We start from the raw sequence: 13183 nt of genomic DNA on the forward strand, positions 1-13183 counted from the left end.
GCCGCGTGCGCTCGCCGCGCGCGGGGCCGATCGACCGTAACCGCATGACCGATTTCAACGACACCCAACAGCAGCTCTCGAGGTTCCGCCTGCGCGTCGCGGCGGCGGGCGTGTTCGTGTTCGTCTGCTTCGGCCTGCTCGCGAGCCGCTTCCTCTATCTGCAGCTCTGGCAGCACGGCAAGTACGCGCTGCAGGCCGAGGAAAACCGCATCTCGGTCGCGCCGATCGTGCCGAACCGCGGGATCATCACCGACCGCAACGGCGTCGTGCTCGCGAAGAACTATTCGGCGTACACGCTCGAGATCACGCCGTCGAAGCTCACCGACACGCTCGAGAACACGATCGACAAGCTCTCCGGGATCGTGCAGATCGACGCGCGCGACCGCCGCCGCTTCAAGAAGCTGCAGGAAGATTCGAAGAATTTCGAAAGCCTGCCGATCCGCACGCGCCTCACCGACGAAGAGGTCGCGCGCTTCACCGCGCAGCGCTTCCGCTTCCCCGGCGTCGACGTGCGCGCGCGGCTGTTCCGCCAGTATCCGCTCGGCATGACGGCCGCGCACGTGATCGGCTATATCGGCCGCATCTCGAAGCGCGACCAGGAGCGCATCGACGAGATGAGCGACGACAACGACAGCGATCCGGAGACCTACGATCCGCGCCGCGACTCGAACAACTACAAGGGCACCGACTATATCGGCAAGATCGGTGTCGAGCAGAGCTACGAAGCCGAGCTGCACGGCCTGACGGGCTTCGAGGAAGTCGAGGTGACGGCGGGCGGGCGCCCGGTGCGCACGCTGTCGCGCACGCAGGCCACGCCGGGCAACAACCTCGTGCTGTCGCTCGACATCGGGCTGCAGCAGGTCGCCGAGCAGGCGTTCGCGGGCAAGCGCGGCGCGCTCGTCGCGATCGAGCCGAAGACCGGCGACGTGCTCGCGTTCGTGTCGTCGCCGAGCTTCGACCCGAATTCGTTCGTCGACGGCATCGACCAGCAGACCTGGGACGAGCTGAACAACTCGCCCGACAAGCCGCTCCTGAACCGCCCGCTGCACGGCACCTACCCGCCGGGCTCGACGTACAAGCCGTTCATGGCGCTCGCGGGCCTCACGCTCGGCAAGCGCACGCCGAGCTGGGGCATCCAGGATCCGGGCTACTTCACGTTCGGCGGCCACACGTTCCGCAACGACGTGCGCTCGGGCCAGGGCTTCGTCGACATGAACAAGGCGATCATGGTGTCGAACGACACGTATTTCTACATGCTCGCGCGCGACCTCGGCGTGAACGCGATCGCGAACTTCATGAAGCCGTTCGGCTTCGGCCAGATCACCGGCATCGACATCCCCGGCGAGGCGCGCGGCATCCTGCCGTCGCCGGACTGGAAGCGCAAGACCTTCAAGAAGGCCGCGCAGCAGAAATGGTTCGACGGCGAGACGATCAGCCTCGGGATCGGCCAGGGCTACAACTCGTTTACGATCCTGCAGCTCGCGCACGCGACCGCGACGCTCGCGAACGACGGCGTCGTGATGAAGCCGCACCTCGTGAAGGAGATCGAGGATCCGATCACGCGCGGCCGCCACCTGACCGTGCCGAAGGAAAGCGACACGATCGCGCTCAAGCAATCGGACATCGACGTCGTGAAGCGCGGCATGGAGAACGTGATCGAGAACCCGTCCGGCACCGCCTACCAGTTGTTCCGCGGCGCGCCGTACACGGCCGCCGGCAAGACCGGCACCGCACAGGTGTTCTCGCTGCAGGGCGCCAACTACAAGGGCCACCTGCTCGCCGAGAATCTGCGCGACCACGCACTGTTCATCGCATACGCGCCCGCCGACCATCCGCAGATCGCGCTCGCACTGATCGTCGAGAACGGCGGCTGGGGCGCACAGGCAGCCGCGCCGATCGCGCGCCGCGTGCTCGACTTCTATCTCATCGACCGCAGGAACCCGTCGAATGTCACAGCCGCCATCACGGCCGCGGCATCGGCGACCGAGCCGATCAGCGCGCCGGTGATCGGCGACACGAGCAGGTCCATCGCCATTGCCGCCGGCTTCAGGGCGCTGCCGCAGCCGGTCGTGCCGGGGGCGGCGAGCGCGGCGGACGCGGCCTCCTCGGGCGCGTCGGCACCGGGCGTGGCGCGCGCGAGCGCCGCGCCGGCTGCTCAGGCGACCCAAGCGACTGCTACGACTGCTACGACTGCTACGACTGCTGCGACCGCTGCGACTGCCGCGACCGCGGCGACCCACGCGGCGCCGGCCAGCGCCGCGAGCGCGCCTGCCGCCCGCCACGTGCCGACGCGCAAGCCCCGCCGCGAGCCGGCAAGTGATGCGCAGCCGGTGGCCGTCGCGCCCGACGACCAAAGGAAGTCCCCGCGCGCCGCAGGCGGCGCCCCCGGGTCGCGGGACGACAACCGTGCGACGTCCCCCGCGAAGGCGGCGGACGCCGGCACCGCTCAATAACGGAGAAAGGCATGCAATTCGACAAGCGCGCCTGGCTCGACAAGATCAAGCAGATGTTCGCGGGCTTCGACCGCCCGCTCGCGCTGATCGTGTTCCTGCTGATGTGCGTCGGGATCGTGACGCTGTACAGCGCGAGCATCGACATGCCGGGCCGGGTGGAAGACCAGCTGCGCAACATCCTGCTGACGTTCGTGCTGATGTGGGTGATCGCCAACATTCCACCGACGACGCTGATGCGCTTCGCGGTGCCGCTCTATACGGTCGGCGTCGCGCTATTGGTCGCGGTCGCGCTGTTCGGGATGACCAAGAAGGGCGCGAAGCGCTGGCTGAACGTCGGCGTCGTGATCCAGCCGTCGGAGATCCTCAAGATCGCGACGCCGCTGATGCTCGCGTGGTACTACCAGCGCCGCGAAGGCGGCCTGCGCTGGTACGACTTCATTGCCGCGTTCGGCATTCTGATGGTGCCGGTCGGCCTGATCGCGAAACAGCCCGACCTCGGCACCGGCCTGCTCGTGTTCGCGGCGGGGTTCTTCGTGATCTATCTCGCGGGGCTGTCGTTCAAGCTGATCGTGCCGGTGCTCGTCGCCGTGGTGATCGCGGTCAGCTCGATCGCCGTGTTCCAGGACCGGATCTGCCAGCCGGAAGTGCAGTGGCCGCTGATGCACGACTACCAGAAGCACCGCGTCTGCACGCTGCTCGACCCGACCTCCGACCCGCTCGGCAAGGGCTTCCACACGATCCAGGCGGTGATCGCGATCGGCTCGGGCGGCGCACTCGGCAAGGGCTACCTGAAAGGCACGCAGGCCCACCTCGAATTCATTCCGGAGAAGCACACCGACTTCATTTTCGCGGTGTTCTCCGAGGAATTCGGCCTCGCGGGCGGCCTCGTGCTGCTCACGCTGTACATGGCGCTGATCACGCGCGGGCTGATCATCGCCGCGCAGGGCGCGACGCTGTTCGGCCGGCTGCTCGCCGGTTCGCTCACGCTCGGGTTCTTCGTCTACGCGTTCGTCAACATCGGGATGGTGAGCGGCGTGCTGCCGGTGGTCGGCGTGCCGCTGCCGTTCATGAGTTATGGCGGCACCGCGCTCGCGACGCTCGGCGTCGCGATCGGGATGATCATGAGCGTCGGCCGGCAGAAGCGGTTGATGAAGAGCTGACCTCGGCCGCTGCGGCGAAGCGGCGAAGCGGCCGAGCCGTTGCGGCAATCTGTAGCGGAAAGCGCAGACCGCAGACCGCAGACCGCAGACCGACGGTAAATCGAAGCGGCGCCACGTGCGCCGCTTTTTTATTGCGGCACGGCGCCGGAGCCGCTTCCGGCCGCCCCGCCATGCGCCTTCACACGCTCGCTCAATTCACGGAATTTCAGCCCGGCCGTTTCGTCGCCCTGGGCGGCCGCCGCCGCGTAATACGCGCGCGCGATGTTCAGGTTCTGCTCGACGCCGTCGCCGCCGCGCTCGTAGAACGACGCGGTCACGTATTGCGCGGTCGGCTCGCCCGCGTCGGCAGCCTGCTTGTACCAGACGAACGCCTGGCGGTTGTCGCGCGGCGTGCCGCGCCCGTCGAGAAACTGGTTCGCGAGCGCGAGTTCCGCCTGCACGTGTCCCTGCCGAGCGGCCTTCAGGAACCAGCGATGCGCTTCGGCCGGATTGCGCGCGACGAATTCGCCGTCGTCGAGCATCCGGCCGTACACGTACTGCGCGTGCGACATGTTCGCGCCCGCCGCGCGCTTCAGCCAGCGCACTCCTTCGTCGACGTTCGCGGTCACGCCCTCGCCCGTGATCAGCATCATCGCGTAATTGAACTGCGCGAGCCGGTCGCCACGTTCGGCCGCGTCGTGGAACTGCACGAGCGCCGCGCGATAGTTGCCGGCGTTGTAGTCGGCGACCGCGGACGCCGTCTCGCGCGCCACGTCCGGCTGTACGCGCGGCGTGCCCTGCGCGCATGCCGCGCCGCATGCGGCCGACAGCGCGAGCGCGATGCCGCGCCTGCGCATCGCCCGCGCAAGCGCGCGGCGACACGCACCGTCGATGCCGTTCATGACCGCACCTCCTGCAACGCCTGCCGCGTTGCGCGCAACAGCCAGCTGACATCGGCGGACAGCGCGATCATCCGGTAGCCGGCGTCGCGGTACTGCCGCGCGGCCGCCGTGTCGCCGGCGAAGATGCCGACCGCGACGCCCGCCTGCCGGCCCGCCGCGAGCACGCGCGCCATTGCGGCTTCGACGTCCGGATGCCGCGTGTCGCCCAGATGCCCGAGGCTCGCCGCGAGATCGGCCGGGCCGATGAACAGGCAGTCGACGCCCGGCGTCGCGGCGATCCGCTCGACCTGGTCGACGCCGCGTGCCGATTCGATCTGCACGACCACGGAAATCTGCGCATTCGCGGTCACCACGTAATCGCGCCGCATCCCGTATGCCGCCGCCCGCACGAGTCCCGCGACGCCGCGCAGCCCGTCCGGCGCGTCCGGCGACGGATAGCGCGTGAGCCGGACCGCATGCACCGCCTCGTCGGGCGTCCCGATGTCCGGAAACATCAGCGTGCGCGCGCCCGCGTCGAGCGCGCGCTTCACGAGCCACGCGTCGCACGCCGGCACGCGCACGAGCGGCTCGCTCGGCAGGTGCGCAGCCGCGACCGCGCGCAGTTGCGACGCGACGTCGTGGCTGTCGTTCGGCGCATGCTCCATGTCGATGCAAAGCCAGTCGTAGCCGGCGTGCGCGAGCGCTTCCGCGGCGGTGGCGCTCGCGAGCGTCAGCCACAGGCCGTAAAGCGGTTCGTCACCGTCGCGCAGACGCTGCTTGAGGGAATTGGTGAGCGCGCTCATCGAAACGCCTCCTTGCGGAAAGGGCATCGAACAGGACAAGCAACGGGCAGGATGCGTCACGCCGTGCGTCACCGGCGCAGTCGTTCAGCGGCGCCGGGCCCGGCCGTCGAACGCGAATCGGCCGCCAGCGGGCGATCGGGCAAAGCCGGCCGTTCGAGCGGACGTGCGCGGACGCCATTCGACGATCATAGCGCGACGCAGGACAGAATGTGGGAAGGGCTGCAGCGGAGCGGGAACGTGCTGCCGCCATGGGGCAGCACGTCGTGGTGCGGCATCGGCAGCCTGCGCCGACGGGCGGGCTGCCGCAAAGACAGGCTCAGCGGGCGGGCGGGCGCTCGACGTCGGCCCAGCAGTTCGGCGTTTCGTACAGCCGCACGCGCTCGAGGCGCAGATTGACGCCGTAATGGGCGTCGTAGACGTTCGACAGGATGTCGAACGCGACCGCCGCGAGATTCTCGACGGTGGGAATCCGGTCGAGCACGACCGTCTTGTGATCGGCCATCTTCTCGAGGAACGCGCGCACGACTTCGTCGCGCGCGTAGACGAGAAACGCGTGATCCCACTTGCTGACCAGGTGCTCGACCGCGAGCGCCTTCACGTCGGCGAAATCCATGACCATGCCGCGATCGGGCGCGCCCTCGGTATCGACGAGGTCGCCGCGCAACGTGACTTCGAGCACGTAGCGATGCCCGTGCAGGTTCCGGCACTGGCTGCGGTGATCGGGGATGCGGTGGCCCGCGTCGAATTCGAGTTTTCGGGTAATCAGCACGATGTCAAAAGCCGAGGCTCAGGGAATGTTCAGATATTTGTGGGTTTGCATCGACAGCCGCCACTGCGGATGGCGCTTGCACCAGTCGATCGCGAGCTTCGTGTTGAGGTCGCGCGCGGGACCGTCCATCGGCTGGACCAGGAAATACTCGAAGTCGAGCTTCGCATAATCGGCCAGCCGCTGGTTGTCCTGCGGCATCACGACCTTCAGCTCGTTGCCTTTCGTGACGACGAGCGGCGCGTCGGCCTTCGGGCTCACGCAGATCCAGTCGATCGAATCGGGTACCGGCAGCGAACCGTTGGTCTCGATCGCGATCTCGAAGCCGGCCGCGTGCAGCGCATCGACGAGCGGCGCGTCGAGCTGCAGCATCGGCTCGCCGCCGGTGCAGACGACGAAGCGGTGCGCCTCGCCTTCCGGCCAGAGGCTCGCGATCTTCACCGCGAGCGCCGCGGCATCCTTGTACTTGCCGCCGTTCTCGCCGTCGGTGCCGACGAAATCGGTGTCGCAGAAGCGGCACATCGCGTCCGTGCGGTCTTCCTCGCGGCCCGACCACAGATTGCAGCCGGCGAACCGGCAGAACACGGCCGGCCGGCCGGCGTTCGCCCCCTCGCCCTGCAACGTGTAGAAAATTTCCTTGACCGCGTAAGTCATCGTCCTTCGTCCGGCTCGCGCCACTCGTTGTCGATCGGTTCAATCATTGTGCGCCGTCGGCGCACGCGTGTCACAGCGGCGCTTCGGTCACCTGCTCGCCCTTCAGGTACGCGTCGTAGCCGCGCTTGCGCAGCTTGCAGGCCGGGCATTCGCCGCAGCCGAAGCCCCATGCATGCAGCTCGGCGCGCTCGCCGACGTAGCAGGTGTGCGTCTCGACGCGGATCAGCTCGACGAGCGCCTGGCCGCCCAGCTGCTCGGCGAGACGCCAGGTGTCCGCCTTGTCGAGCCACATCAGCGGCGTCTCCAGCACGAAGCGCGTGTCCATGCCGAGATTGAGCACGACCTGCAGCGCCTTCATCGTGTCGTCGCGGCAGTCCGGGTAGCCGGAGAAATCCGTCTCGCACATGCCGCCGACCAGCACGCGCAGCCCGCGCCGGTAGGCGATCGCGCCGGCGATCGTCATGAACATCAGGTTGCGGCCGGGCACGAACGTGTTCGGCAGCCCGCTCGCGGCGGTCTCGATCTCGATCGCGCGCGTCATCGCCGTATCGCTGATCGCGCCGAGTACCGACAGGTCGACCAGGTGATCGTCGCCGAGCCGCCCGGCCCACGCGGGGAACTGGCGCTTCAGCGCGTCGCGCACGCTCTCGCGGCACTCCAGCTCGACGCGATGGCGCTGGCCGTAGTCGAAGCCGAGCGTCTCCACTGTCCGATAGCGTTCGAGCGCCCATGCCACGCACGTGGCCGAGTCCTGACCGCCGGAAAACAACACGAGCGCGCCGTCTTTAGCGTCTGTCCGAGTCACCGTGATACTCCGAGAATGATGTAGGCTCGCGCCGCGCTGCGCGCTCGGGCGACCCGCCGCCGCGAGACAACGCGACGCGTGCCGGCCGGCGCCGGCTCAGCCCGCATGGGCCGTGCCGCCCGCATCGAAGACAGCAGGCGCGTCACCCGCCCGTCTGTGCGACATCGGCGCCGCGCGACGGCGCGGCCAACCCGGAGCGGGGCGCGAGGCACGCGCCATGCCCGCGTTAAGTCATTGAGCGGACTGGATTTTATCACGCTGCGCGGAAGCTGGCCGGGCACTGCCGCGGCACCCGCCACAAACGAAAAACCCCAAGAACCTGACGATTCTTGGGGCTGAATACTTGGTGGCCTGGGACGGAATCGAACCATCGACACGCGGATTTTCAATCCGCTGCTCTACCAACTGAGCTACCGGGCCAACGAAGAAATGAAAGTATATCTATGTACACGAAACCGCGCAAGCCCTTTCGCAAAAATTTTTATGCAACCCCTTCCGACGGCTTCTTGCCCAGCTCGACGCCGAGCTGCTTGAGCTTGCGATACAGGTGCGTGCGCTCGAGGCCGGTCTTTTCCGCGACGCGCGTCATGCTGCCGTTCTCGCGCGCGAGGTGATACTCGAAGTACGCGCGCTCGAACGCATCGCGCGCCTCGCGCAACGGAATGTCGAACGGAATCGCCGCCGTGTGGCCCGCGACGCCGAGCGTGACGGTCATGTCGTCGCCGGCCGTCGGCAGCGCCGCCGCGGACGCGATCGCTGTCGGCCCGGTCGCGGGCTTCGCCGACGCATCCATCTGCGCGGGCGCCGCGCCGCGCGCGAGACCGTGCTCGACCGCCTTCAGCAGCTTCTGCAACGCGATCGGCTTCTCGAGGAAATCGAGCGCGCCGATCTTCGTCGCCTCGACCGCGGTGTCGATCGTCGCGTGCCCGGACATCATGATCACGGGCATCGTCAGCAGGCCCTGGGCCGCCCATTCCTTGAGCAGCGACACGCCGTCGGTATCGGGCATCCAGATATCGAGCAGCACGAGATCGGGCGCCTGGTTGAGGCGGTACTCCCGCGCAGCCTGCGCGTTCTCCGCCACCTCGACGAGATGTCCTTCGTCGCTGAGGATCTCCGAGAGCAATTCCCGGATGCCCATTTCATCATCTACCACCAGGATGGTTGCCATTTACGCTGCCTTTGTCTGCACAGTTGCTCTTGTCTTGCCGGATGCCGCTCCGCCATCGGAGCCTGACGCCTCGTCTGCCAGTTGCAGGAACAGGATCGACACCTGCGCGCCTTCGACGGTCTCGCCGTGCATGCGATTGCGCAGATCGATCCGTGCGCCGTGCTCGTCGACGATCTTCTTCACCGTAGCCAGCCCGAGGCCGGTGCCCTTCGCCTTCGTCGTCACGTAAGGCTCGAATGCGCGCGTGAGGATGCGCGCCGGAAAACCCGGCCCGTTGTCGGACACGGTGAGGCGTACCGCGACGCGCGTTTTGCCCTCGGCGTCGGGATCGCCATATTCTACTGTCTTGGTTTCGAGCCACACACGCGGAAGCTCGACGTCCGCCACCGCATCCTGCGCGTTCTGCAGCAGGTTGTGGATGACCTGACGCAATTGCGTCGCGTCGCCGCGAATCACCGGCAACGGCGCCTGCTCGGCGACGATCGGGCTCTTGCCCTCGCCGACGCCGTACAGGCCCAGCACTTCACTGACCAGCTCGTTCAATTGAAGATTCCCGAGCACCGCGGGCGGCGTGCGCGCATATTCGCGGAAATCGTCGACCATCCGCTTCATCGCCGCGACCTGGTTGACGATCATCGTCGCGCCGCGCTTGAGCACGTCCGCGTCGGCCGGCGCGAGCTTGTCGGTCAGCTTCATCTGCAAGCGCTCGGCCGACAGCTGGATCGGCGTGAGCGGATTCTTGATCTCGTGCGCGAGCCGGCGCGCGACTTCGCCCCATGCGACCGAGCGCTGCGCGGAGATCACGTCGGAGATGTCGTCGAACACGACGACGTAGCCCGACGTCTGCGCGTCGTCGGCGTCCGCGTCGAGCGTCGACAGCAGACGCGTGCCGCGCACCAGCAGCGTCAGCGGATCGGCCTCGCCCGGCACCTCGACCGCGAGCTGCTGCTGCCAGTGGCCGCGATCGCTGCCGCTGTCGGACGCCGCCTCGCGATCCGCGAACGCCTTGCGGACCATCGCGCCGAACTCCGCGACGACGCCGATCTGGTCGAGCGTCGTGCCGATCATCGAATTGAACGGCTGGCGGAAGATCCGCTCCGCGCCGCGGTTGGCCGTCGTCAGCCGGAACTGGCGATCGAGCACGAACACGCCGGCGGTCAGGTTCGCCAGGATGCTCTCGAGATACGTCTTCGAATGCTCGAGCGCGACGCGGTTCTTCTCGACCGCGAGGCGCGCCTCGGACAGCTGGCGCGTCATCGCATTGAACGACTGCGTGAGGAAGCCCAGCTCGTCGCGCGTCTTGATCTCGCGCTTCGGCGTGTAGTCGCCTTCCGCGACTTCCTTCGTCCCCTGCGCGAGCAGGAACAGCGGCCGCGCGAGTTGCTGGCCGAGCGCGAGCGCGAGCATCATCGCGATGAAGGTCGCGAGGAACAGCGCAAGCGTCAGCGTGCCGATGTACATCTTGCGCAGGCCGGTGCGGCCGAGCGACTTCTCCTGATATTCGCGGTACGCGCGCTGCACGGCGTCCGCGTTGCGGGCGAGCGTCGGCGACACCGGCTGCGTGAGCTGCAGGTAGCGCTCGGCCGGCTGCAGCAGCGCGGTGCTCGCGTCGGGAATGCGCCGCACCACGCGCAGCCGCAATGCGCCTTTCGAGCCGTGCGCGTGCGGATCGCCGTCCACCTCGCCTTCGATCGCCGCGTAGCCGCCGTGCTCGCGCGCCTGGGTCAGCATCAGCGGCGTCGGCAGGTCGTCGGAAATCAACGCGGAGAAATTGCCCGATGCCTGCGCGACGATGTGCAGATCCGGCGCGGCGCCCGATGCGCCGCGGCCCGGCTCGACGATCGTCGCGTCCTGCACGCCGAACTGGTCGCGCAGACGTAGCAGCGTGAGCGTCGTGCCGTTCGTGGCCGCGTCCGCGCTCGCGAGCTGGTCTGCCATCAGGCGCGCCTTCGTCTGCAGGTCGGACAACGACGCGTCGAGCGTGCCGCGGCCGAGGTTCAGGCCCGCGGTCAGCGCGGTCTCGACGTTCACGTCGAACCACGACTCGATGCTGCGCGACACGAACTGGTACGAGACGATGTAGATGATGCCGCCCGGCACCACGCCGACGAGCGCGAAGAATACCGCCAGCTTCGCGAGCAGCCGCGTGCCGAACTTGCCCTTGCGCAGCCGCACGACGATCATCCCGATGAGACCGAGCACGACGAGCAGGAACACCAGCGCGACGACGATGTTCGTCGCGTACAGCCACGAATAGTAGCGATCGAAGAATTCGGTGTTCGCGCTCGCGGCCGCCAGCAGCACGAGCAGCAGCAGCGCGGTGAGCGCGACGGTCGAGACGATCACGCGAATCAGCAGGCTCTTCCCGTTGGGCGCGCGACGAACCTTATTTAGCACGTTCGGCCACCGTGAAGGTAAAGCGTTTCCAGTCCGACACGAGCGTCCAGTCGCGGTTGTTCACCGCATCGACCTGGAACGGCTTCGGCATCAGCGCCGTATCGAGTTGCATCCGCACCGAGGCAGTGTACGTTTCGCCCTGGCGCACCTGGCCCTTGTCGATCACGTGCCACGACGTGACGTGCTTGATGACCGCGAGCGCATCCTTCAGCGTGCCGAAGCCGAGCTGCAGCCCCCCCGTCGATACGCGGTATTCGCGCGTGAGCGGCTGGAACGACAGGCGGATCGTCTGCGACACCGACACCGGCTGCTCGTCGAACCAGTACCAGCGCGCGCGGCCCAGCTCGAAGTCGGTCGTGAAGTAGACCGGGATGCCTTTGTTGACGGCATCCTCGAGGTTGGCGTTCAGCTCGAAATCGAAGCGGGCATCGAGGCTCCAGCCACTGCCGTCGGCTTGCAGCGACGCGCGCTGCACGGAAATCGAATCGGCGCGCGCCGGCGTCGCCACGGCGAGGCACAGCGTCAGCGCGACCATCAGCACGGCCGCGAGCCGAAGTGGAAAGAGGTGTTTGATCGTCACCGTTTCTGGAACCGCGCGTAGAAAAATCCGTCGTGATCGGTGTGCTGGCCAGGCTCGCTCGACCCCGAACCGTCTTGCGGCCCGCCCGGGACGGAGCACGGCAGCAGCTGGCCGGGTGCGTCCAATCGTACCGCATCTTCACAGGCCGCTTCAAACCAGCGCGCCTGCGCCTCGCCCTCTTCCGGGAAGATCGAGCAGGTGACGTAGAGCAATTCGCCGCCCGGTTTCACGAGCGGCCACAGCGCCGACAGGATGCGCCGCTGCTCGGCGACGAGCGCATCGATGTCGGTCGCGCGGCGCAGCCAGCGGATGTCCGGATGGCGGCGCACGATGCCCGACGCCGAGCACGGCACGTCCGCGAGAATCCGGTCGAACGGCCGGCCGTCGTGCCATTGCGCGGGCGTGCCCGCATCGCCGACCCGCACGTCGGCGGCAAGCGACAGGCGCGCGAGATTCTCGCCGATGCGCGTGGCGCGGATCGCGTCGCTCTCCAGCGCAACGACCTCGACGTCGGCCAGTTCCAGCAGGTGCCCCGTCTTGCCGCCGGGTGCAGCGCACGCATCGAGCACGCGCATCCCGTCGCGCGCGTCCAGCCACTGCGCGGCGAGCTGCGCGCCCGCATCCTGCACCGACACCACGCCGTCGGCGAAACCGGGAATGCGCTCGACCGGCAGCGGCGACGCGAGCCGCACCGCATGACGGCCGATCGCGGCCGCGTCGATGCCCTGTGCGCGCAGCAATTCGAGATATGCGTCGACCGTCGTGCGGCGCGCGTTCACGCGCAGCGTGAGCGGGCCGGGCCGGTCGCCTGCCGCGAGCACCGCCTGCCAGTCATTCGGCCACGCGCGCTCGACCGCGTCGACCCACCATGCGCGGTAGTTCCAGCGCGCGACGGGATCGGCCTGCATCGCCGCGACGAGCGCCGCGCGCTCGCGCAGGAAGCGCCGCAGCACCGCGTTGACCAGCCCTTTCGCGAACACGAATTCGCGCCGTGCGCCGATCGTCGTCACGGCCTGATCGACGACGGTAAACGGCGAGTACGCGGCGTCGCTCGCGTCGTCGAGCAAGAGCGCCAGCGAGCAGGCCAGCACCGCATGAACGTGCGCGGGCGGCGCCTTGCTGACCAGCCGGCCGATCAGCCAGTCCGCGCTGCCGAGGCGGCGCATCGTCCGGTACGCGATGTCCTGCGTGGCGCCCCGCGCGATCGTCTGCGCGCCGGGCACCATGCCCGCGAACACCGCCGCAAGCGCGGCCGGAAGCGCGGTGCCGCGCGCGACGGCGTCGACCGCCTGCGCGGCCGCATCGAGCGCGAAACCGAGCGAATCGGGCGCGAGGTGCAGCGCGGAGAAGCGGGCCGGGCGGACGGGCGAAGGTTTGGCGGAGGAACGGGGGCGTGTCATCAGGTCGTGGTGTCGGCAAGCGGCGGGAGCCGGAACCGCTGCGACGCCGCTGCGATCCCAAACCGCGCATTGTAGCGCGTGGCACCGCCGCCCTTTGGGGGCACGAGGAAACGCGCGGCGACGCGGCGGAACCG

General features: G+C 68.2%; 11 protein-coding genes and 1 tRNA gene. 2 read left to right on the plus strand and 10 right to left on the minus strand.

Annotated features, from left to right (window positions below; all coding sequences use genetic code 11):
- The first annotated feature begins 44 nt into the window (after positions 1–44).
- Together mrdA and rodA are read left to right on the plus strand one after the other, a co-directional pair.
- Positions 45–2453: a penicillin-binding protein 2 gene (mrdA, locus tag LIG30_RS03665; protein ID WP_038709948.1), complete on the plus strand. Its 2409-nt coding sequence runs from the start codon at positions 45–47 to the stop codon at positions 2451–2453.
- A gap of 11 nt (positions 2454–2464) precedes the next feature.
- A complete protein-coding gene (gene rodA, locus LIG30_RS03670; RefSeq protein WP_038709734.1) occupies positions 2465–3613 on the plus strand; it encodes a rod shape-determining protein RodA in 1149 nt (382 codons plus the stop codon).
- Positions 3614–3741: 128 nt separating this feature from the next.
- Here the strand turns inward: rodA and LIG30_RS03675 are convergent, their stop codons facing one another.
- The 10 genes from LIG30_RS03675 to rsmB form a co-directional block, all read right to left on the minus strand.
- The gene (locus LIG30_RS03675; protein ID WP_038709736.1) at positions 3742–4494 is read right to left on the minus strand and encodes a tetratricopeptide repeat protein; all 753 of its coding nucleotides are present in this window, start codon (positions 4492–4494) and stop codon (positions 3742–3744) included.
- Complete coding sequence (locus LIG30_RS03680) at positions 4491–5276, minus strand: HpcH/HpaI aldolase family protein (protein WP_038709737.1); 786 nt, start codon at positions 5274–5276, stop codon at positions 4491–4493. The genes LIG30_RS03675 and LIG30_RS03680 overlap by 4 nt, the downstream gene beginning before the upstream one ends.
- 316 nt (positions 5277–5592) lie before the next feature.
- Positions 5593–6045 carry a 6-carboxytetrahydropterin synthase QueD gene (gene queD, locus LIG30_RS03685; RefSeq protein ID WP_038709739.1) on the minus strand — a complete coding sequence of 151 codons (453 nt, stop codon included), beginning with the start codon at positions 6043–6045 and terminating at the stop codon, positions 5593–5595.
- Positions 6046–6063: 18 nt separating this feature from the next.
- Positions 6064–6696: a 7-carboxy-7-deazaguanine synthase gene (gene queE / locus LIG30_RS03690; protein ID WP_038709741.1), complete on the minus strand. Its 633-nt coding sequence runs from the start codon at positions 6694–6696 to the stop codon at positions 6064–6066.
- Positions 6697–6766: 70 nt separating this feature from the next.
- Positions 6767–7501 (minus strand): 7-cyano-7-deazaguanine synthase QueC, encoded by a 735-nt coding sequence (gene queC / locus LIG30_RS03695; RefSeq protein WP_038709742.1) that lies wholly within the window; start codon positions 7499–7501, stop codon positions 6767–6769.
- Positions 7502–7845: 344 nt separating this feature from the next.
- Positions 7846–7921 (minus strand) — tRNA-Phe (locus LIG30_RS03700).
- A 61-nt stretch (positions 7922–7982) separates the two neighbouring features.
- Positions 7983–8672: a response regulator transcription factor EsaR gene (gene esaR, locus LIG30_RS03705; RefSeq protein ID WP_038709744.1), complete on the minus strand. Its 690-nt coding sequence runs from the start codon at positions 8670–8672 to the stop codon at positions 7983–7985.
- Positions 8673–11069, minus strand: a complete 2397-nt coding sequence (esaS, locus tag LIG30_RS03710) for a sensor histidine kinase EsaS (RefSeq protein WP_038709746.1) — start codon at positions 11067–11069, stop codon at positions 8673–8675.
- The gene (locus LIG30_RS03715; RefSeq protein WP_038709748.1) at positions 11059–11649 is read right to left on the minus strand and encodes a DUF4390 domain-containing protein; all 591 of its coding nucleotides are present in this window, start codon (positions 11647–11649) and stop codon (positions 11059–11061) included. The genes esaS and LIG30_RS03715 overlap by 11 nt, the downstream gene beginning before the upstream one ends.
- Complete coding sequence (gene rsmB / locus LIG30_RS03720; protein WP_038709750.1) at positions 11646–13049, minus strand: 16S rRNA (cytosine(967)-C(5))-methyltransferase RsmB; 1404 nt, start codon at positions 13047–13049, stop codon at positions 11646–11648. The genes LIG30_RS03715 and rsmB overlap by 4 nt, the downstream gene beginning before the upstream one ends.
- Positions 13050–13183 lie beyond the last annotated feature (134 nt).

It is taken from the genome of Burkholderia sp. lig30 (genome assembly GCF_000687455.2).
Lineage (GTDB): Bacteria > Pseudomonadota > Gammaproteobacteria > Burkholderiales > Burkholderiaceae > Burkholderia.

Excerpts from the sequence above, each read along its gene's own strand:
- mrdA (WP_038709948.1), top strand. The coding sequence starts at position 45 with ATGACCGATTTCAACGACACCCAACAGCAGCTCTCGAGGTTCCGCCTG.
- rodA (WP_038709734.1), top strand. The coding sequence starts at position 2,465 with ATGCAATTCGACAAGCGCGCCTGGCTCGACAAGATCAAGCAGATGTTC.
- LIG30_RS03675 (WP_038709736.1), bottom strand. The coding sequence starts at position 4,494 with ATGAACGGCATCGACGGTGCGTGTCGCCGCGCGCTTGCGCGGGCGATG.
- LIG30_RS03680 (WP_038709737.1), bottom strand. The coding sequence starts at position 5,276 with ATGAGCGCGCTCACCAATTCCCTCAAGCAGCGTCTGCGCGACGGTGAC.
- queE (WP_038709741.1), bottom strand. The coding sequence starts at position 6,696 with ATGACTTACGCGGTCAAGGAAATTTTCTACACGTTGCAGGGCGAGGGG.
- esaR (WP_038709744.1), bottom strand. The coding sequence starts at position 8,672 with ATGGCAACCATCCTGGTGGTAGATGATGAAATGGGCATCCGGGAATTG.
- rsmB (WP_038709750.1), bottom strand. The coding sequence starts at position 13,049 with ATGACACGCCCCCGTTCCTCCGCCAAACCTTCGCCCGTCCGCCCGGCC.